This window comes from Spirosoma endophyticum (assembly GCF_900112365.1).
Lineage (GTDB): Bacteria > Bacteroidota > Bacteroidia > Cytophagales > Spirosomataceae > Spirosoma > Spirosoma endophyticum.
Genome location: NZ_FOLQ01000016.1, coordinates 41127 through 60636, shown reverse-complemented (window position 1 = coordinate 60636; position 19510 = coordinate 41127). Strand labels below are relative to the sequence as shown.

The 19510-nt window shown below is 49.3% G+C and carries 20 protein-coding genes; 7 read left to right on the top strand and 13 right to left on the bottom strand.

Translation table 11 applies throughout. From position 1 onward, the window contains the following. Positions 1-53: 53 nt before the first annotated feature. Positions 54-1403 (top strand): HTTM domain-containing protein, encoded by a 1350-nt coding sequence (locus BM202_RS27230; RefSeq protein WP_093832169.1) that lies wholly within the window; start codon positions 54-56, stop codon positions 1401-1403. Then, on the top strand, positions 1381-3804 hold the full coding sequence (locus BM202_RS27225; RefSeq protein WP_093832167.1) for a TonB-dependent receptor: 2424 nt from the start codon (positions 1381-1383) through the stop codon (positions 3802-3804). Before BM202_RS27230 ends, BM202_RS27225 begins: the two co-directional genes overlap by 23 nt. A gap of 5 nt (positions 3805-3809) precedes the next feature. Here BM202_RS27225 and BM202_RS27220 read toward each other — a convergent pair whose 3' ends face one another. Then, on the bottom strand, positions 3810-4154 hold the full coding sequence (locus BM202_RS27220) for a winged helix-turn-helix transcriptional regulator (RefSeq protein WP_093832165.1): 345 nt from the start codon (positions 4152-4154) through the stop codon (positions 3810-3812). A gap of 90 nt (positions 4155-4244) precedes the next feature. On the opposite strand from BM202_RS27220, the gene BM202_RS27215 reads away from it, so the two are divergent. Beyond that, entirely contained in the window at positions 4245-5213 is a 969-nt protein-coding gene (locus tag BM202_RS27215) for an aldo/keto reductase (RefSeq protein WP_093832163.1), read from the top strand. 286 nt (positions 5214-5499) lie between these two features. On the opposite strand, the gene BM202_RS27210 is transcribed toward BM202_RS27215, so the two are convergent. The 11 genes from BM202_RS27210 to BM202_RS27160 all read right to left on the bottom strand — a co-directional run bounded on the left by BM202_RS27210 (position 5500) and on the right by BM202_RS27160 (position 15665). Then, entirely contained in the window at positions 5500-7137 is a 1638-nt protein-coding gene (locus BM202_RS27210; RefSeq protein WP_093832161.1) for a SulP family inorganic anion transporter, read from the bottom strand. 100 nt (positions 7138-7237) lie between these two features. Next, a complete protein-coding gene (locus BM202_RS27205; RefSeq protein WP_143100768.1) occupies positions 7238-7537 on the bottom strand; it encodes a hypothetical protein in 300 nt (99 codons plus the stop codon). Positions 7538-7664: 127 nt separating this feature from the next. Continuing rightward, positions 7665-9032 carry a sensor histidine kinase gene (locus BM202_RS27200; RefSeq protein WP_093832157.1) on the bottom strand — a complete coding sequence of 456 codons (1368 nt, stop codon included), beginning with the start codon at positions 9030-9032 and terminating at the stop codon, positions 7665-7667. Positions 9033-9036: 4 nt separating this feature from the next. Beyond that, complete coding sequence (locus tag BM202_RS27195) at positions 9037-9720, bottom strand: response regulator transcription factor (protein WP_093832155.1); 684 nt, start codon at positions 9718-9720, stop codon at positions 9037-9039. A 168-nt stretch (positions 9721-9888) separates the two neighbouring features. Continuing rightward, complete coding sequence (locus tag BM202_RS27190) at positions 9889-11103, bottom strand: sialidase family protein (protein WP_093832153.1); 1215 nt, start codon at positions 11101-11103, stop codon at positions 9889-9891. Between the two features lie 41 nt (positions 11104-11144). After that, positions 11145-11585: a hypothetical protein gene (locus tag BM202_RS27185; protein ID WP_093832151.1), complete on the bottom strand. Its 441-nt coding sequence runs from the start codon at positions 11583-11585 to the stop codon at positions 11145-11147. Between the two features lie 4 nt (positions 11586-11589). After that, positions 11590-13950 carry a TonB-dependent receptor gene (locus tag BM202_RS27180; protein ID WP_093832149.1) on the bottom strand — a complete coding sequence of 787 codons (2361 nt, stop codon included), beginning with the start codon at positions 13948-13950 and terminating at the stop codon, positions 11590-11592. A 109-nt stretch (positions 13951-14059) separates the two neighbouring features. Beyond that, positions 14060-14437, bottom strand: a complete 378-nt coding sequence (locus BM202_RS27175; protein ID WP_093832147.1) for a hypothetical protein — start codon at positions 14435-14437, stop codon at positions 14060-14062. An 86-nt stretch (positions 14438-14523) separates the two neighbouring features. Beyond that, positions 14524-14925 carry an acyl-CoA thioesterase gene (locus BM202_RS27170; protein WP_093832145.1) on the bottom strand — a complete coding sequence of 134 codons (402 nt, stop codon included), beginning with the start codon at positions 14923-14925 and terminating at the stop codon, positions 14524-14526. After that, positions 14915-15163, bottom strand: a complete 249-nt coding sequence (locus tag BM202_RS27165) for a cysteine-rich CWC family protein (protein WP_093832143.1) — start codon at positions 15161-15163, stop codon at positions 14915-14917. Before BM202_RS27165 ends, BM202_RS27170 begins: the two co-directional genes overlap by 11 nt. Then, complete coding sequence (locus BM202_RS27160) at positions 15141-15665, bottom strand: PAS domain-containing protein (protein ID WP_093832141.1); 525 nt, start codon at positions 15663-15665, stop codon at positions 15141-15143. The genes BM202_RS27165 and BM202_RS27160 overlap by 23 nt, the downstream gene beginning before the upstream one ends. 512 nt (positions 15666-16177) lie before the next feature. On the opposite strand from BM202_RS27160, the gene BM202_RS27155 reads away from it, so the two are divergent. Continuing rightward, the gene (locus BM202_RS27155; protein ID WP_093832139.1) at positions 16178-17113 is read left to right on the top strand and encodes a cation diffusion facilitator family transporter; all 936 of its coding nucleotides are present in this window, start codon (positions 16178-16180) and stop codon (positions 17111-17113) included. 118 nt (positions 17114-17231) lie between these two features. Then, complete coding sequence (locus BM202_RS27150) at positions 17232-17525, top strand: putative quinol monooxygenase (RefSeq protein ID WP_093832137.1); 294 nt, start codon at positions 17232-17234, stop codon at positions 17523-17525. 97 nt (positions 17526-17622) lie between these two features. Here BM202_RS27150 and BM202_RS27145 read toward each other — a convergent pair whose 3' ends face one another. Continuing rightward, positions 17623-18003 (bottom strand): DoxX family protein, encoded by a 381-nt coding sequence (locus BM202_RS27145; RefSeq protein ID WP_093832135.1) that lies wholly within the window; start codon positions 18001-18003, stop codon positions 17623-17625. Positions 18004-18127: 124 nt separating this feature from the next. Here BM202_RS27145 and BM202_RS27140 point away from each other — a divergent pair, with 124 nt between their 5' ends. Together BM202_RS27140 and BM202_RS27135 are read left to right on the top strand one after the other, a co-directional pair. Continuing rightward, positions 18128-18523: a winged helix-turn-helix transcriptional regulator gene (locus tag BM202_RS27140; RefSeq protein WP_093832133.1), complete on the top strand. Its 396-nt coding sequence runs from the start codon at positions 18128-18130 to the stop codon at positions 18521-18523. A gap of 206 nt (positions 18524-18729) precedes the next feature. Then, positions 18730-19443, top strand: a complete 714-nt coding sequence (locus tag BM202_RS27135) for a gluconate 2-dehydrogenase subunit 3 family protein (protein ID WP_093832131.1) — start codon at positions 18730-18732, stop codon at positions 19441-19443. Positions 19444-19510 lie beyond the last annotated feature (67 nt).

The following is a 19510-nucleotide window of genomic DNA, read 5'->3' as shown; positions in this document are numbered from 1 at the left end:
GATGCGTCAGCCCACCGTAGCGACGGACCGCCATAAACCGTAAATCTCCTGCTATGCTGGCCTATTTTCGCAAAACCACTTCGGCAGCTCCCCTGGCTGTATTCAGACTCCTATTCGGACTGATGCTCTTCGGGAGCATTGTTCGTTTCTGGAGTAGGGGCTGGATTGAGGAATTGTATATTAAACCACGCTATTTTTTCCCGTTCTACGGGTTTGACTTTGTGCATCCACTGGGTTCATACACCTATGTGTTGTTTGCTGTTTGTGGGCTTTCGGCACTGCTGGTTGCCATCGGGCTTTTCTACCGAGTTGCGATTGTAAGCTTGTTTGTGAGTTTTACGTACATTGAACTCATCGACAAAAGCACGTATCTGAACCATTACTATTTCACGAGTATGGTTTGTTTGCTGCTGATTTTCCTACCCGCCAATACGTACTTCTCGGTAGATGCCTTTCGCCGTCGTACGCTGCTCGCCGGTCAGATTCCGGCCTGGTGCATTGACTCGTTGAAACTGTTTGTGGCGCTGTTGTATGTGTTTGCGGGCTTAGCCAAACTTAACAGCGACTGGTTACTGAATGCCATGCCACTACGTATCTGGCTACCAGCACACAACGATCTTCCCGTTGTTGGCTTTCTATTTAATGATCACCGGATACCCTATGCGTTCAGTTGGTTTGGCTGTCTGTATGATTTGAGCATTCCATTTCTGCTCTGGAATCGCCCAACGCGCCCCTGGGCCTACGTAGCAGTCATTGTTTTTCACGGACTGACAGCGTTGCTGTTTCCGATTGGCATGTTTCCCTACGTTATGATCTTGACAGCCCTGATCTTTTTCTCCGCAAACTTTCACCTGGCTGTCATTCGGCAAATAAGCAACTGGCTATCCATTCCAACAACCTTTCTACTGGCGCACCGTGCCTATACGTATCAACCCATTATAGCGAATTTGATACGTGTCGTATTCGTCGTTTTCTTTATCATTCAATTACTGTTTCCCTTCCGTTACCTGCTCTATCCGGGCGAACTATTCTGGACCGAGCAGGGCTACCGGTTTTCATGGCGGGTCATGTTGATGGAGAAAGCGGGCTACGCACAGTTTACGGTCAAAGACAATCTGGGACACCGGACCATTGTCAACAACACCGAATTCCTGACCCCATTGCAGGAAAAAATGATGTCGACACAGCCCGATATGCTGCTTCAATATGCGCACTTACTCCGGGATTACTATGCTCAGCATGGGTATCACAATCCGGAGGTGTATGTCGATTCGTACGTAGCGCTCAATGGTCGGCTGGGGAAACCCTTAATTTCTCCTGACATTAATCTGGCGAGTGAACAGGAATCGTTTGCGCCCAAAACATGGATCACCTCTTTCGATGACAAAATTTACGGTTTTTAGTCTTTTTCTTTTTTGCCTTTTCTCAACGGCGATTTCAGCGCAACATCAGCTTTCGGGCACCGTGCAGGCTCGTCATGACAGCGCGGCCGTGAAGGGCTGCACCGTCTATTTGAACGATGGAAAGCGTACCGCTACAACCGATAGCCTGGGTAAGTTCGTGTTTGCTAATCTGCCCGATGGACAATACGTATTGCATACGAGTTCGCCCGATTTCAAGGCAGCAAAGTACACAACAACTGTTTCAGGACGCGATCAATACGTAGTGCTTCGGTTAGCGGGTCGGCTCGAAACGCTGGATGAAGTAACCGTTACAGATAAACAGTCTGATTTTGGCTTCACCCGGATGCGGGGAGTTGAAAGTATGGGAATTTACGAGGGTAAAAAATCAGAAGTGATTATTCCCGACCAGTTGGTGGCAAACCTATCGACCAACAATGCCCGCCAGATTTACGCTCGTGTCGCGGGTCTGAATATCTGGGAAAATGAAGGCGCTGGCCTGCAACTCAGCATTGGCGGGCGCGGCCTCGACCCCAACCGCTCGTCAAACTTCAACGTGCGACAAAACGGTTATGACATCAGTGCCGACGCCTTAGGCTACCCCGAAAGTTATTACACGCCACCTACCGAAGCCGTTGGCCGGATTCAGATTGTGCGGGGTGCGGCCTCGCTCCAGTACGGTACGCAGTTTGGTGGATTGCTCAACTTTGTCATGAAGAAGCCCGTAGCCAATCGCAAGTTTGAACTCATTGCCCGGCAAACCGTCGGGTCATTTGGTTTTTACAATGCGTTCACCAGCGCAAGTGGCACGGTGGGCAAGTTGAGCTACTACACGTTCTTTCAGTACAAAAAAGGTGACGGCTGGCGACCCAATTCGCACTTTACCAATTACACGGCCTTCGCCGATATTGACTACCGTTTCTCGGAAAATACAACGCTGGGATTCGACATAACCCAGATGAGCTACCTGGCCCAGCAACCGGGTGGCCTAACTGATGCCATGTTTCGGGAAGATCCCCGGCAGAGCAATCGGGAACGAAACTGGTTCAAGGTGAACTGGACGATGCCCGCCCTGCATTTCGATCATAAATTCAACGCCAATAATGAGTTCAATCTGCGGGTGTTTGGGCTGTATGCATATCGGTATTCGCTGGGTTTCCGGCCCAACCGCGTAGCCAGTATCGATGACAATAGCGAGCGAGACCTGATTAAAGGCGACTTTCAGAACTACGGTGCCGAAGCCCGGTATTTGAAACGCTATTCGATTGGCAAACAACAGGCTGTTTTGCTGGTTGGTGGTCGCTATTATCATGGCTACAACCACAGTATACAGGGTCTGGGGAGCACGGGAAAAGACGCTGATTTCAATTTCATCGACGACGCTCAAGCCATAGCGTCCGACTATCAGTTCCCGAACCGGAACGTATCACTGTTTGCCGAGAATATTCTCTACGTTGGCGATAAACTGTCCTTCACGCCCGGTGTCCGCTTCGAGTACATTCACACAACAGCCGATGGTTTCTACGGCACCATTACGCGCGACCTGGCCGGAAATATTATCAATTCCATCCGGACCAACGAGTACCGCACCAACGGGCGTCAGTTTGTTCTGGGTGGATTAGGCATCAGCTACAAACCGACGACGCAGTTGGATGTTTACGGCAATATTTCGCAGAATTACCGCTCCATTACGTTCAGCGATATGCGGATTGCCAACCCATCGTCGGTGATCGACCCGAATTTGCAGGATGAAAAAGGGTATTCCATCGACCTGGGGATACGTAGCACGCAAACCACACTGTATAATTTCGACGTCAGCGCCTTTTACCTCAACTACAACAACCGCATTGGCGAAGTACAATTTTACGATGTGAACGACCGCGTTCTCCGGCGTCGGGGCAACATTGGGCAGGCTGTCATTATGGGTCTGGAATCCTACGCAGAGGCCGATTTTCTGCGACTGGCGAATCCACTAAACACCAACCTGAGCGGTGTCCTGTTTGCCAACGTAGCCTTAATTCATTCCACCTACAAAGCCAGCGAAATTGCCGGAGTCGTAGGCAATCAGGTCGAATTTGTACCGAATATAAATCTGAAAAGTGGCGTCCGGCTAGGCTACAAAAACCTGAAAGCATCGTTTCAATACACGTATCTGTCGAATCAGTTTTCCGACGCCAGCAACGCGACGGATGGCGGAGTTTCGGCGGTTATCGGTCTGATTCCGGCCTACACGATTTTGGACGCCAGTCTCTCCTACCAATTCTCACGCTTTCGGCTGGAAGGTAGTCTGAACAACCTCGCGAACACCCCTTATTTCACCCGACGCGCCACCGGTTACCCCGGTCCCGGCATCCTCCCCTCCGACGGACGTAGCGTTTATCTGACAGTGCAGGTAAAGTTGTGAAATGCCTAGGTAAACAGCGGCTCTAGTACACCACGATGGTCTTCCCCCCATTGGGCTGTCAACTCAATGATGGGTATCAGGGTTTGGCCCAGTGGCGTAAGCGTGTATTCTACCTTTAAAGGCAATTGATCAAAACGACTTTTGAAAAGGATACCATGCTCGACCAGCTGGTTTAATTGGGTATCTAACAATCTCCGCGATGCTTTAGGAATTTTGCGCTGTAATTCGCCGGGCCGCCTGATGCCCGAATGAATGCACCAAATGAGATTGATCTTCCACTTCCCATTCATCACTTCCATAAACAGGTGGAGGCCGCAGTCGAGGTTGACGGGTAACTTTCTCTCGTACATTCGACAAAGATAGGTTATCTGAACGTCTATCAGATACGGCTGAATTTAGCCGTACTTGACTAGGCATAGCTTACTGCTGTCCTTTGTACTATGAACTATAAATTATTCGGAACACAGACCGGTTTACCAGCTAGTGAGCTGATAATGGGCGGTTCGCAGTTGGGCGACCGTCGGGGTTATGGCACTGCCGCCCATGACGCACTCCAGATACTCTCGGCTTATGCAGATGCCGGTGGAAACTTTATCGACGTATCTGACCAGTACCAATTTGGCGAAGCGGAAGAAACTATTGGCAGATTTACGGAGCACAAACGACACGATTTTATTATTTGTACCAAGTACACCCGCAGCAGCCAAGCTACTCCGTCGCTAGCCAATGCCGGTAACCACCGCAAAGCCATGCGCCAGGCAATAGAGGGCAGCTTAAAACGCCTGAAGACGGATTACATCGACCTGTATATCCCGCATTTTGATGACGGTGTGACGCCATTAGAAGAAACCGTTCGTGGTCTGGAAGATGTAGTTACAGCGGGCAAAGTTCTATACACAGGTTTAGCCAATTTTCCGGCCTGGAAAGCGGCAGCCATTGCTACGTCTATTCCGCTGGCAGCTATACAGATCGAATATAACCTGCTGCAACGAACTCCAGAACGAGAATTGACGCCCATGGCAGAACACTTTGGTTTGGGTGTGATGGGCTATTCTCCTTTGGCTGGGGGATTGCTGACCGGGAAATACCGGCAGGGATCATCTGGGCGGTTGACCCTTTCTTTGGCTAACGATTATCAGGAAGACGAGCGAACAAAGACAGTAATCGATCAACTGGAGCTGATCGCCAGAGAACTTGACACAACTTCCAGCCAGGTAGCATTGGCCTGGGTATTGAGTAAAAACGTATTTCCGATTATCGGCGCACGGACACTGGCCCAACTTGAGCACAGCTTGAAAGCGGTTGATATTCAATTAACTGCCGATCAGACAAGGCACCTGAATGAAATTAGCTCCATTGCGATGGGTTATCCTCGAGAGGTACTTGCTACGGTGCAGAAAAAATATTAAGCAATTGCGGATGACCCGTTTGGGGACGGGTTAGTAGCTTCAGAAACTATCTGTTAACGGACGACACACTAAAAACAGCGTTGTGGTCAGTCACCTCCATTTCCTGAGAAAATCGAAAAAGCAACGCAGATTATGTCTTTAGTCCAACAGAAACAGGCTGAAAAACAAAAGCCACTTTAATCAAAGCCAATTTGGCTGTGTCGATTAAAGTGGCTTTTGTTTTTCAGCCTCTCTACCATTATACGCTTGTCCCGGCATCCTCCCCGCCAATGGACGTAGCGTTTACTCAACTCTGCAGGTGAAGCTGTGAACCGTTACGTCGGTAGGTATTGATGAACTCCTTCGACGGTAAAACGGGAGATTGGTCAGTAACTTTTCCAGGCAGAAAAATAAGCTGGATATTCCGCTGCTTAGCCGACGTACCGAAATTCTGAATAGCCGTAATCACGTCGCTGTCAATGTAAGAAGACCCGCTCCCGTCAATTTCAACGATGGCATCATCAGGAACACTTTTCAGCAGTTTCATCAACTTGGCTTTGCTCAAAAACGACACATGCTCGCCTAAACTCACGTGAATCCGCTTTCTATCGCGATCCCACTCCGTCCGAACCCGGTGCGTATTCTGGTAATGGTCGCGCAGAACAAAGAAAATTCCGGTAACCATGCCAATGCCAATGCCCGTAAGTAAATCAGTCAGGAGAATGGCCAGAACGGTAACGACAAAAGGAATGAATTTTGAGATACCTTCCGCAAAAACGGCTTTAACGATCTCGATACGTGCCAGTTTGTACCCGGTCACCAGCAAAATAGCCGCCAGACTGGCCCACGGGATTTTGTTCAGCAACGTAGGCAACGTGATCACGCAAACCAGCAATAGGGTTCCGTGAATCAGTGCAGCCAGTTTGGTACGTGCTCCCGCGTTGATACTTACCGAACTCCGCACAATAACCGACGTCAGCGGAATACCACCAATCAACCCACTCACCAGATTACCAATACCCTGCGCTTTTAACTCATGGTTAGCCGGGGTTTTGCGTTTCAGCGGGTCCAGTTCATCCGACGCTTCGATCGCCAAAAGGGCTTCCAGACTCGCTACGAGCGCAATCGCTACGGCCGATGTGTAGACCAGCGGGTTAGTCCACTGGGAGAAATCGGGTAGCGTAAATAGTTGAAAAAATGCCATTGCATTCTCGGGAACGGGCAATTGCACAACGTGATTACCCTTCAATACCCACTGAGGGAACGTAGCGCGGACAAGTTCGTTGATGCAGATACCCAGCACGACTACTACCAATGCAGCCGGAATATTTTTGATGATCGCCTGCTTTTTGAAAGCAGGCTTCTCCCAGAGGTAGAATATACCAAGCGACGCCAGTGCAATCAGGATAGCGACCCCGCTGAACTGCCCCACTGCCATATGGAGTTGCTCAATAATATTGAAGCCCCCCGGCTGGAACAGTGCAAATCCTTCAGCAGCATCGGCATCGTAACCAACCAGGTGTGGCAGTTGCTTCAGGATCAGGATGATACCAATCCCCGCCAGCATGCCTTTAATGACCGACGATGGAAAGAAATTACTGACGATTCCCGCCCGGGCAAAACCTAAGCCTATCTGAATAAGCCCGGCGATACACATAGCCAGCAAAAATGCCGGAAATGAACCCAGCGCCTGAATAGCACTTAATGTAACAACAATCAGGCCTGCTTCCGGACCCGAAATGCTTAGGGCAGAGCGGCTAAAAATACCCACTATCACACCGCCCACAATACCGGCAATAATGCCGGCAAAAAGCGGAGCCCCCGACGCCAGCGCAATGCCCAGACATAGAGGCACGGCAACCAGGAACGAAATGGCTCCACCCCGAATGTCGCCCTGGAGATTACTGGAATCAAGGGCTTGGCTACTAGATTGCTTTGTGTTCATTACAATTTCTTGTTGTGTACTGTTAGTTTGTGCCTGCAACAGGAAGCCATCCCACACGACGATGCCCACGAAAACGTTCCTGCAGCAGGGCTTTGTCTCTTTATAATTCGCTGGATGCGAGTGATTTTTGCGTCTTTCCGGATAATCCGGCGGATGTTCTCTGTACAGTGCTGGCTTCTATTTTCTGGAGATGCCGTTCCAACCGTATCGTTTCCCGATACAGCGAATCAGCTCGTTGGCTTGCGGCCTCATAGCGGGTCCGATAATGATTTTTCTTCAGTACAGTCTGGCGATTATCGATATATAAATTGAATGCGATGCACCCAAAAATGAAGCCCCAGACAGTGATCCAGTTGATAAACGTACCAGTCTTTCCGTTGACATTGTTTCTGTTGCCCATAGCTTGAAATGGTTTGTATTGCCCACTTAGCATAGTAGGCAACAAAGTTCCGACAATCAAGCGTAGCGTTAATTAAGACCTCGTTAGAAGGTAATGAGAGATCGATTAGAAGTTGATTAGAAATCGATTAGAACGTCTTGGGCAACCGAACGACAAACGTGGTTCCTTCGCCAATCTGAGACGCAACACTGATTTGACCCCGGTGAAGTTGAATGATTCGATACGTTAGCGGAAGGCCTACGCCATGCCCGTGGATACGCTTGACGTTTTGCGCCCGGAAGAAAGGCTCGTAAATCTTTTTAATATCATCTTCGGCAATGCCAACGCCCTCGTCCTTAAATTCAATTGTCGTCCATCGGTCGTTGGCACCGAGTGTTACATTCACCCGTTTCTTTTCGGAAAACTTGCAGCCATTTTCCATGAGGTTGAAAAAGGCCGAATATAGCAGCGATTTATTTCCTTCTATTGTTAAGGAGGGGTGAATTTTCTCCATCTCTCCCTCAAACGCGAAGACCACCGAATAGTCGGGTTGCCGGTTCATAAGCATTTGGGCAGCCTGGTAAATAACCTCATCAACAGCCACTTCGCTAAATTTCAATGGAGCCGACTCAAGACTTACGAGCGTCAGATCCAGCAGGTTATTGGTTAATTTGTTCATCCGCTGAATCACTTCCAGAGCGGCTTTCCACTTGGCTTCGTGCTCTTCGACGGTACGCCGTTTTAGCAGCGTGACCTCAATCTGCCCCGTGATGATGGTGAGGGGTGTACGTAGCTCATGCGAGGCATTAGCCACAAAATTTCGCTGCACCTCAAAACCTTCCTGCACCCGATCGAGCATCAGGTTGAAGGTGTGCGCCAGTTGGGCGAGTTCGTCATGATCGTTGCCTGCCGTAACCCGCTGATTAAGATTGGAAGTCGTAACCTGATCGACCTGCTGCACTACGTCGGAGATGGGACGCAGGAATCGCCCGGCATAGGCCCACCCAACCGCGCCTACCAACGCCAGACTACAAACCAGTCCCACGATCATAATCGTACCGAGGTGCTCGATTTCCTCAATCCCATATTGGTCATAAGCCGAAGCGACCAGTACATATTCCTGGTTCTCATAGGGATAGGTAAACCCAACGATTTCGGCCTTGTTCTGTCGGAAAAACACCTCTTTTTTCCGACGAATCAGCGCCAGTACGTCGGGTTTCACAATCGAACTATCGCGCGTCGAATAGACGATTCGGTTGTTCGAGTTATAGACATTGATTTGTTCTTCGGGCAGCGCCGTAAGGTTATTCCGTTCAATTATCCGAAACAGACGGGCATCGATCTCATCTTCCTCCAGCAGAAGCCGGGCCGTATTTTTCACCTTGTCGCTCAGCCGGAAATAAAAATCCCGCTGGCGGAAATATTCAGCGGTAGCATACACCACAAACGAGAACAGCAGCAGGATGGCCGCAACTACCCCCACGAATGTAAACGAAAGGCGGGTGCGTATCTTCATGGGTTTAGTCGTCGGTAGCCTGCATGATGTAGCCGATGCCGCTGATGGTATGAATCAGTTTAAGCGGATAATCCTTATCTATTTTTTTGCGCAGGTAATTTACGTACACGTCCACTACGTTGGTACCCGTATCGAAATTGAGGTCCCAAACGTGCTCAATAATCTCGTTCCGGGTAAGAGCCCGGTTCTGATTCTTCATAAAAAACTCAAGCAGCGCCAGTTCGCGGGCCGTTAGAATAATTTTCTGATTGCCGCGCTTTACGGATTTGCTTTGCTGGTTGAATTCAAGATCAGCAATTTTAAGGACCGAGGCCTCCTGTTGTGCAGCTCCACTCCGTCGATTGAGCGCCCGCAGCCGGGCAACCAGTTCACGAAACTCGAAGGGTTTTACCAAATAATCATCAGCACCAGCGTCGAAGCCATTCACTTTGCTATCGGTAGTCCCAAAGGCCGTCAGCATCAGGATCGGCAGTGTCTCGAACTTATTCCGAATCATCCGACACAGATCAAAGCCATTGATTACCGGCAGATTTACATCCAGAATTATGGTATCATACTCATGTTCAGCCAATTGCTGTTGTGCCTCTACGGCATGTCCGGCAATATCGACTTCGAAGTCATATTCCTCCAAACCACTTTTAATGAGTGAGGCAACTTCCCATTCATCTTCAACAATCAAAATTCGCATGGTGTCTTCCGATAGCGGTTCCTCAAAACAGCAGCTAAATTAAGTAAGCCCGTCGAAACCACTTCTATGGCACTCAGCAACAGTGTTCCTATTTGTAGAACGTGAAATCCCCAACCATTGTTGGCTGGGGATTTAGTACGTAGTGAATCAGTGGAAATACCTGCGTGTTTACTGAACCTCCAGCAACCGGGCGACAATCATGGTATTCTCTTTTCCTTTGGTTTGCTCATACGCAACCAGCACACCCTGTTTCGTCGCCATCACGGCGGGATACGTAGCATCAACAGACTCTGGGGTGATATACGTAGTGGTACTGCTCGCCTTGCCGTCAAACGTCCGCATCCCAATGCGCTGCACGAAAGAACCCATTTCGCCTGAGCCATCTTTGGAAATCGATTCATCCCAAACCCAAACGAGTTGATTACCAGCCGTTGCTACTTGCGGGTGTTTCGCCCGGTTTGATAACACGCTCGACGCTAATCTATCCGAACCCAGCCGGGCAAGCCGTAGTCCAACCGCATTTTCCTTTCCCGAAAACCACGTTATCAGCATATCATTGCCCAATTGCGTCACCACCGGACCCGCATGTGGACAGGCATTCACCTGCCAGTGGTCGGGAAATACAACCTGAGGCTTACTGAATGTTTTGCCACCATCCGCCGAAACAGCCGTACTGATGTCGCGGGAAGCGATGTTGCCCGTTTTGGCCGGTGGTAGTAAATCGCGGTACGTTAGGTGAATGTTTCTCTTTGCGTCGACAAAGACATTCGTCCGGCAGCACTGGCAGGCATTGTCATCAACCAGCACAGCTGCTCCAAAACCTTTTCCTTTCGTCGTCTGGGCAAATACCACCGGTCGCCCCTCTCGTCCGGGTAGTTTTTCATCAAGCCAGGCAATGCCAATTTCGCCATTGGGCAAGCGCGTTATATCGCTGAACGAGTGGCTTTTCCCCGGCGATGCATCCTGATGAACAGGCTTTGCATCGGTCCAGGTTTTACCCTGATCGGTAGACAGTGTGTAGAGCAGATCGCCTGCAAATCGCGACTGTTCGGTAGGTTTCGGCACTTCAAAAACAGCCAGCAACGTACCGTCGGCCTTTTCCTCAATTTTGGGCATTCCTTCGGCATGAACAGCTATAGTCGCGGGGGCTTTTACCATGGTTTTCTCGCCAAACGTCTGACCACCATCCGCCGATGTAGCAAAGTAAAAAGCAGCCCCTTTGTCACCCTCTTTCTCGACCCAGCTTAGCAGCGGATTACCTGCGGCATCGGTAGTCAGACGCGGAACAGCGCCCACAAATTGAGGGTTCGAAACAGCCGTTTCAACGGGGGCTGTTAGTGTTAAAACCCAACCTAGAATTGGAAATAGAAATGAGTACGTCATGTTTTTTATGTTTTGTAGAAACCGGTCCGCCGGTCTCTACGTTAGTCCACATATCTTTTAGCGTCAGCCAGACTTTTCTGCATTGCCTCGCGCACCGTGTTGACTTTCGTCTGTTGATCTTTCAAATAGACAAGTCCCTGAGCCTGGTCGAGTTTTTTAAGCGTATCGCCGTTGTATTCATGCATCCAGTCCATCATCAGTTGATCCGCCCCATCTAGCTGCTCACGAACGGCCAATCCTCTTTGCTTTGTAGCAGCATCGGTCGCCTTTTCCAACTGAGTTGATACGACTTTTTTAAGTCGCATCAGTTCGCTCATTTGCGTCATCACACTGTCGTGGGTAGCTAGTACCTGTTTTTCCAGCTCAGCCACCGGACCTGCTGCGTTTGTAGTCCCATCAGGATGGCTATGTTCTTTCGTTTCTGATTGGCAACTCCCCGCCAACAGGCTAAATACAAGCAGTACTCCAGTTATTATTTTCATTGGCTTAGCGTTTACCTGTGAAACCATATTGAACCCCAAATACGAATGTGCGCGGAGCCGCCGGGGTATACGTAGTGCGGTCGGTGACGTTGTTCCCACGCGTTGCGTTACTGGCGAAAAGCGCATTTGTTACGTTCAGGATGTTCGAGAAAACCTCAATGCCTTTCCATTCATAGCCCACGCGAACGTTCGCAAAATCGTAGCCGCCGTAACGAACGGTGTTGGTCTGATTCTGATACCAGCTGGCTACATGCTGCCATTCGGCCGAGGCCCGGAAGTTCCTGAACCAGGCCGGATAATAGCTGATCTCGGTATTCCAGAGCGTTCTCGGAGCCGATGGCATGTCCCTTCCATTGACGTTCTGTACTACGTCAGACGCCCGCTGGCTGAGCGTAAACTCCACAAACTGATGCACCGCGTGCGTACCGCCAAATCGAAAAAACACCTGTTTCGAAGGACGATACGTAACGCCTAGCTCAACACCCCGATGCAGCGTCTTACCCGCCGATTGGTAGTCGGTTGAGTTGTCCGGCTGGCGGATATTGAGTAACTCGTTCGTGCCATTCATCTGATACAGAGCCGCATCCAGATAGATCTTGTTGTTCAGCAGCGACGCCCAGCCGCCAATTTCCAGGTTATCGAATTTGGCGGGTTGCAGGTTGTAGTAGAACAGATCTCCCGTGGCTGTTGGGTTGGTTCGCTTGAGAAAAATCGCCGTGAGCGCGGGGGGCGAAAATCCTTTGGCGTAATTGAGATATAAGCCTTTTCCGTGGCCCAGATCATACGTCGCCCCGATTTTGGGTGTCACCTGGCTGTACGACTTTCCACCCGAACTCTTGTCCAGCGCGTTGGTGTAATCGAACGCCATCCGGTCGTATCGCAATCCCGCCGACACCCGAAGTTTGGGCAACGGCTCGAAATCATACTGCCCATAAGCTGCTACGTTATGAATATCAGCCTGGTAATTAGCCAACTGAATTTCAGGGCGTTCCTCTACCTGCGTGTATTTCTCAACCGATTTTTTGTCGGCCCGAAGCTGCGCCGTCAAATTAGTTTGATACGCCAGATACGTATTGGGCGACAAATCGAGCGTAGCACCGACAATGAGCTTACTATTCAGGAAATTCAGTTTTTGCGTGTGCTGGGCAATGAAGCCATAGCTTTTAAAATCGTTGCTATTGATCTGGCCCGTAGCGGTTGCGGCACCCGTTGTCCACCGAATGGAATAGGCCGGATTTTGCCCGACACTGTTGTTTCGAACGAAGGCCGTCACAAATGTTTGTGCCGATGCGTCGGACCGGCCATTAGTCCAATCATGTTCCAGCGTCAGTCGACTACGCAATGAGGTAGTTTTTCGATACGTAAAATCGGTTGTGCTAACGTATTGCCGGGCAAAAAAGGCCGTGCTGTCGACGCTACCGCTGGTTTGCGAACTATAGTCGTTATACGAAAGTGTACCTGTCAGGCGGGTTCGGGCACTAAATGCATATTCAAGCCGGGTAAAGTAGGAAGATTTATCATAGTCCGAACTGGCCAGCCACGAGTTTCGCTGCCGGGATACAAAGCCACCCACGTAGATACCAAACTTCCCCTGTGTAGCCCCTGCCCCAACCTGCATGCGCTGATACCCCCATTGATCGGCCTGAATTCCAATACGAGCCGTTGGCACGGCGGTTGGACGCTGAGTGATAAAATTCACCGCGCCACCCACGGCCTCTGGCCCATAAATCGACGATACCGGCCCTTTGACTACTTCAATAGAGCTAACCGTAAACTGATTCATTTCCAGCAGCGCGTTGTGGTTGAACACGCCCATCGGCCGAATGGGCACGCCATCTTCCATGTACAGAAAATAAGCGTTGGTGGTCATCGGCTGCCGAATCGCCATCATATGTTGCTCATTATTGAGATTAACCATGAGCACACCCGGCGTTTTATTGACCACCTCGTAAATGCTGGTGGGCTTGGTCTCATTAATCAGTTTGGCGGATAGTTTCGAGATCGCAATCGGCGTTTCGGTACGTAGCGCGGCTTCACGATTTCCCGTTACAACCACCGTTTGCAGATCTTCAGTTGCTGGTTCGAGCGCGATACGTAGCGGCTGGCCAGGCGTTACTAGAACGTCCTGTTTCCGATAGCCAACAGACGATACGTTGACTTTAGTTGCCTTATTCGCCAGTGAGAATCGCCCGTTTGCATCGGAAATCACACCCGATTTCCCATCAGAAAACACCAGCGTTACGCCGGGCAATGGTTCTTTGGTCTGGGCGTCGAAAACAAGCCCCTGACCCGCAAACTGCGCAAATGCGTAGCATGCAGAAATAGCCCATAACCAACAGGTTATGAGAACCTTATAAATGTTCACAGGAAATTTAGTTTTAAGTCGAGAAATGAATTAACAGCGTCTTTCAGACCTGTAAAGCTCTAAAAGCCGCGACGGCGGCCCGGCTTACAGATCTACAAACACATTCGACTTAAACTTGCGGAGGATGAAACAAGCCCGTTACTGGAGCTGCATAAGAAGGGAAACGATACGCCGAAAACACGACCGAATCCAATACTGGCCAGGTCTGGCGAAATTGAAACAACAGGTTGGCCTGACAAAATAGCTGTACTACGGGCGAATTCTGCACCCGTTGCGTAGTTTCTTTATCCTGCTTATCCTGTTGGGCTTTTAGCCGCTTGGCTAAATAACATTGTCCATCGCAGTGGAGCATGGGCTTATCTCTGTTTTGGCAGAGGACACGCGCGATGTAATCCTTATTGGCATGGTAGTACGCAATGGTTCCCCACGGACTGATGCTGGGCAGCAGCGTCGCGACAAGGAGAATATATACCAATGCGTTTTTCATGACACGACAAAGGTATGGCGCGATCGTGATGTTTCGGACTCTCTTGATTAAAGTTTATGGAGAAACACCAACCACTGGACGCTCATCTACACAATGCGAATGGGTTTTTTGTCTTCGTCAAGTGCCACGAATGTGAACGTACCATGAATGGCCTGGTGCCGCTCCATTGAGTACATTTCTTCAACATAAATTTCGACGGCGATCCGAATGCTGGTGTTGCCTACATGCTCCACTCGTCCAACTAGTTCAATGATTGTACCGGCCGGAATCGACTTGGTGAAATTGATTTTATCGGACGAAACCGTGACCATGCGTTTCCGGGAAAATCGCGTCGCCGTGATAAAGGCCACTTCGTCCATCAGTTGCAGCGCAGTGCCACCAAATAACGTATCGTAGTGATTAGTCGTGCTGGGAAAGACAGCCTTAAAAATTCGGGTTTCGGCAGTTGCAATTCGGTCGGTTATGGAAGGCGTTTCGTTAATGGCCATGTACTAATTTGGTAATCGATTGTTGATGCGTCAGTTGATTGTATTCCGAACGTAGTGCCAGCAGGCAGTCGGCACAAAGACAACCCTGATAGTGTGAACTAATGTACTGCTGCTGGTCATCGGTCAGCGTGAGCGACTGGCACTGGCACAGATTGATACTGCCCACCCGACATTCGAAAGGACGCTGGCAACGCGGACAACCGATGTGCTCATGCTTAGCGGTCGATATAAGACTCATCGAAGGGAACCTCCTGCTCGAAGGCAATATAGTTGACTACTTGTTTCTGGCGGTTAACAATTGGCCAAATTATAACCTGACACCAATAGGTGGTTTGGTTTTTTCGGTAATTCATGATTCGTTCTTTCACAGGTTTTTGCCGTTCAATAGCCTGTTTAATTCGCTGACGAACGAGTTGCGAGGTTCTTTCCCCCTGTAGAAAAGTAGGCCGACGACCAAGGGCTTCATGACTAGTATAACCTGTCATTTCCTCAAAATTAGGATTCGTATACTGGATAATTTGATCGGTATCCGTGATAATTACCGCCCATTTATCATTCAGTAAATCGTGACGCATTGCCGCCGTTAATACCCACTCCTGCGTTTTCGCCAGCGATTGCCAGGCTACGTTTCCAACTACCGTCGATTTTTGCCGAAATTCCCAGCCTGCCAGCAAAGGAGACGGCAGAAAAGCCTGATACTGGGCAGCAAGTTGTTTGTCGTAAGGTCCGCAGAAATTCATAGCAGCGAAGGTAAGGCCTTCTAGTCAGGTATTTACAGAAGGCTGTGATTGATTATATAGACTCAATAACTAATTCGCGGACAGTTTGGGTAGCTTTTTCTGTATAGAAGTTGAAAATAGTCTGATCTTTTTTAATAATTGCTTCCGGTAAAACTTTATTCGAAGCTTTTATCTATCCATTTGCCAAAATTACGGTGAGCTCAGTAACCCAGTCAGTTAGGCCCATTAAACTCAATAAATTTTGACCAGCTACTGCCGTCATTAAATTACATCTCTTTACGGGATTATATGACTAGCCCCTATAGCATTTATGTTTGATTACCTGTTGCATGTCCCTGATCTCTACTTTTGCGGTTGAGAAATCGATAATCATACTTTTCCAGTTATAACCGTGGGATAGTTATCGGCCTGCATAACCAACAGTACGTTCCAGAGGTGGTAGAATCAGCTACGATAGCACTATATTAACCATTGATACGTAGCGTGGACCTGCGTCCAGACTACACCGAATTATGGCGCACGCTCATCAGGAACACGACCACACACACGCGGGTCATAGTCACGGGCCGGTTGTGTTAACATCCATCAACCGGGCGTTGATTATCGGCGCCGTTTTAAATGCTGGCTACGTTATTGTCGAGTTCGTTCTCGGATTTTATTATAACTCACTGGCTCTGGTTGCCGATGCGGGCCATAACCTGAGCGACGTAGCCAGCCTGTTATTATCACTACTTGCTTTCCGATTGGCCCGCGTACGCCAGACACCGGGCTTTACGTATGGATACCGGAAAAGTACGGTGTTAGCCTCGCTGACCAATGCTGTCGTTTTATTGATTACCATCGGCGCTATTTTATGGGAAAGTATTGGCCGCTTTCGTCATCCCGAACCCGTTGCAGGTGGACCTGTAGCCTGGGTGGCCGGGGTGGGTATGCTGGTCAATGCGGCATCAGCCTTGTTGTTTTTTAGAGATAAAGACCACGACCTGAACGTCAAAGGAGCTTACCTGCATTTAGCTACCGATGCGCTGGTTTCGCTGGGCGTGGTTGTGTCAGGCATTATTATTAGCTATACGGGCTGGGTTTGGTTAGATCCGGTCATTGGCCTTCTTGTCGCCGTTGTGATCATGGGGTCGACCTGGCGATTATTAACCGACAGCCTGCGCCTTTCGATGGATGGTGTTCCGGTGGGTATCGATCTTCCGGGCGTACTGGCTGACCTTCGATCAGTCAAGGGTGTTGAAGACGTCCATCATGTTCATATATGGGCCATGAGTACCAGCGAAAATGCGCTCACAGCCCACCTTGTGCTGCAACCGGGACTTTCCGACGCACAAATTACGACGCTTAAACACGACGCCCGCCACCGGCTTGAACACCGCAACATCAGTCACGCTACACTGGAGACCGAAACGGTAGCTCAGGATAACTGCGAGACGGAAGTCTGTTAAATCCGGCGTGATTGATTCGAATCGTTTACGTAAAGAAATTAATCGAGACAACGCAATCCATATACGTAACCAGGCCGAATATACCTGAGAATTAATCAGTTCTAAAAATCAATCGATTATGATCAAGGTAGGATTACTGGTTCGGCTGGAAGCCAAGCCTGGCAAAGAACAGGCAGTGATTGATTTTCTGAAGAGTGGCTTAACCCTCGCCCAGGACGAACCCGCTACTATTACCTGGTATGCTACCCAGTTGGGACCATCCACATTTGGCATTTTCGATACGTTCCCTGATGAAGCGGGACGGACGGCACATCTACAAGGGCCCATAGCAGCCGCGCTGATGGCCAATGCCGCTGATCTGCTGGCAACCGATCCAGTTATTGAGCAGATCGACATTTTGGCCGCCAAGTAAGTAATTAAACTATAAGCGAACGAACCTACGTAGTAATCAGACGACTGGCTACTACGTAGGTTCGTTCATTTTTGCTGGTAATCCCCATAATGTCATCTTACGCAAATTGACCGCGCACAACCTGCTGTGTATGGTAGTACCGATAGGAAACGACCAGGATAATGAAGGAAATGACGGGTGCTATCACTACGCCTGCGGGGTCACCGCTGCTGATGTGGGCAATGGCTGCAGAAATGAACGTAATACCCACTCCCGCATACGCCCATTCTTTAATTTGGGCCGGTACAGCAGGAATCGCCAGCACCAGGGCGGCTATGATCTTGGCAATACCTAATTCTACCCGGAAATAGTTGGGAAATCCTAAATGTTTAAACCCAGCCTTCACAGCAGGATCTGTGAAATAGGCAAATCCGGCGAATCCTAAACTCAGGACAATAAGGGTCGTCGCTACCCAATAGATTATTTTATCTCGTTTCATGTGTTTACGTTTTTTCTGTCGACTTTCTTGTTGACGGATGCAAACTTATCTATATTTGCTATACATAATAAAGTACTATACCATTGTATAGCGCTATACTTTGGTATAGCAGACCGAGAAGCATATGGAAACACAGACCACACTTTCAGAGGATATTGACCAGTTTACGCCACATAGGCCCGCCGATCATAATGAATGCACGGGCATGATTCTTCCCGTTAGGGATGCGCTGGATATTTTGAGCGGCAAGTGGAAGCTGCCGATTATTATCGCCCTTTCCTTCGGCACCAAGCGTTTCGGCCAGATAGCGAAAGAAATTCCGAATATCACTGACAAAATGCTGTCGAAGGAATTGAGAGAACTGGAGATGAATGACTTAGTGAAACGCACTGTTCACGATTCGTACCCGGTGGTCATTGACTATTCGATGACGCCATACGGTCAATCGCTCGAAAAGGTCATCAACGAGCTTCGCCTGTGGGGCACCCAGCACCGGAAGCGCATTTTAAGTAAAGAATAGACGATTAGTCAGTAGATGTAGGCTCATACCGTAAAAGCTACGTTGTTGCTTATGAGCCACTTCACTCCTGTCGAATCGGATAAGTAGGATTGCCGCTTTCTTCCTTTTTCATACAAACTACATCTGTCCAATAGGCCGATCTACAGGCTAAATCGGTTCTCCATTATCAGAACGTAGCCCGGTCAACGCGTTTTTATCAAGTTACTATGAAACGTAGAGAAGCAATTCTTCAGGTAGCCCTCACGATGGGCAGCGCGCTGTCGGCCCCAACGATGGCGTCAATTCTTGAGGGGTATCAACCCCATCGAGTTGGAAAGCGTATGCCATCAACCTTCGCCTTGCGGGCGGATCAGACAGCTTTGCTTGATGAAATCACCGAAGTGATCATGCCCGCTACGTCGACACCGGGCGCTAAAGCAGCCAATGTTGCATCGACTATTCAGTTGATCCTTAAAGATTGCTACAAGTCAGCCCAGCAGGAACACTTTCGAAAAGGCCTGGACGCCGTTGATGCCGAAAGCAAGAAGACGTATAGCAAATCGTTTGTTGACTTATCAATTGAGCAGAAAACGGCCATTCTAAAGCAGTTTGAGCAGATGGCAAAAACCGAAGCGAAGGAACATCCTAAACGACAGGAGAAACTGGCCAAAGATCCTGAAACCAATCTGGGTGCGTTCGCTCCAGCCGGTAGCGATCAGACCGAAGCCAAGCTGGTAGATGCCGAAACGGGAGTCGTCGCAAAAGATGCGGAGAAAAATGCGCCCCTGACGCCATTTTTCAAACTAGTAAAAGAGCTGACCATTCTGGGGTATTTCAGTTCTGAAATCGGCTGCACACAGGCGCTGGCCTACGTCCCCATTCCGGGTCGTTATGAAGGCGTTGTCAAACTGAAAGACGGACAAAAAGCGTGGGCAACGTAATACTCAGTCGATAGCCGTTAGTCAAGAGTCGTTAGAGACTCGCCATAAACTAACAAAGCTATTGTTC

Bases quoted from the DNA above. Each gene is read 5' to 3' on its own strand.
- BM202_RS27185 (WP_093832151.1), bottom strand. From the start codon at position 11,585: ATGAAAATAATAACTGGAGTACTGCTTGTATTTAGCCTGTTGGCGGGG.
- BM202_RS27210 (WP_093832161.1), bottom strand. From the start codon at position 7,137: ATGAACACAAAGCAATCTAGTAGCCAAGCCCTTGATTCCAGTAATCTC.
- BM202_RS27215 (WP_093832163.1), top strand. From the start codon at position 4,245: ATGAACTATAAATTATTCGGAACACAGACCGGTTTACCAGCTAGTGAG.
- BM202_RS27170 (WP_093832145.1), bottom strand. From the start codon at position 14,925: ATGGCCATTAACGAAACGCCTTCCATAACCGACCGAATTGCAACTGCC.
- BM202_RS27150 (WP_093832137.1), top strand. From the start codon at position 17,232: ATGATCAAGGTAGGATTACTGGTTCGGCTGGAAGCCAAGCCTGGCAAA.
- BM202_RS27145 (WP_093832135.1), bottom strand. From the start codon at position 18,003: ATGAAACGAGATAAAATAATCTATTGGGTAGCGACGACCCTTATTGTC.
- BM202_RS27175 (WP_093832147.1), bottom strand. From the start codon at position 14,437: ATGAAAAACGCATTGGTATATATTCTCCTTGTCGCGACGCTGCTGCCC.
- BM202_RS27135 (WP_093832131.1), top strand. From the start codon at position 18,730: ATGAAACGTAGAGAAGCAATTCTTCAGGTAGCCCTCACGATGGGCAGC.
- BM202_RS27140 (WP_093832133.1), top strand. From the start codon at position 18,128: ATGGAAACACAGACCACACTTTCAGAGGATATTGACCAGTTTACGCCA.
- BM202_RS27225 (WP_093832167.1), top strand. From the start codon at position 1,381: ATGACAAAATTTACGGTTTTTAGTCTTTTTCTTTTTTGCCTTTTCTCA.
- BM202_RS27200 (WP_093832157.1), bottom strand. From the start codon at position 9,032: ATGAAGATACGCACCCGCCTTTCGTTTACATTCGTGGGGGTAGTTGCG.
- BM202_RS27220 (WP_093832165.1), bottom strand. From the start codon at position 4,154: ATGTACGAGAGAAAGTTACCCGTCAACCTCGACTGCGGCCTCCACCTG.
- BM202_RS27165 (WP_093832143.1), bottom strand. From the start codon at position 15,163: ATGAGTCTTATATCGACCGCTAAGCATGAGCACATCGGTTGTCCGCGT.
- BM202_RS27205 (WP_143100768.1), bottom strand. From the start codon at position 7,537: ATGGGCAACAGAAACAATGTCAACGGAAAGACTGGTACGTTTATCAAC.
- BM202_RS27195 (WP_093832155.1), bottom strand. From the start codon at position 9,720: ATGCGAATTTTGATTGTTGAAGATGAATGGGAAGTTGCCTCACTCATT.
- BM202_RS27155 (WP_093832139.1), top strand. From the start codon at position 16,178: ATGGCGCACGCTCATCAGGAACACGACCACACACACGCGGGTCATAGT.
- BM202_RS27160 (WP_093832141.1), bottom strand. From the start codon at position 15,665: ATGAATTTCTGCGGACCTTACGACAAACAACTTGCTGCCCAGTATCAG.
- BM202_RS27190 (WP_093832153.1), bottom strand. From the start codon at position 11,103: ATGACGTACTCATTTCTATTTCCAATTCTAGGTTGGGTTTTAACACTA.
- BM202_RS27230 (WP_093832169.1), top strand. From the start codon at position 54: ATGCTGGCCTATTTTCGCAAAACCACTTCGGCAGCTCCCCTGGCTGTA.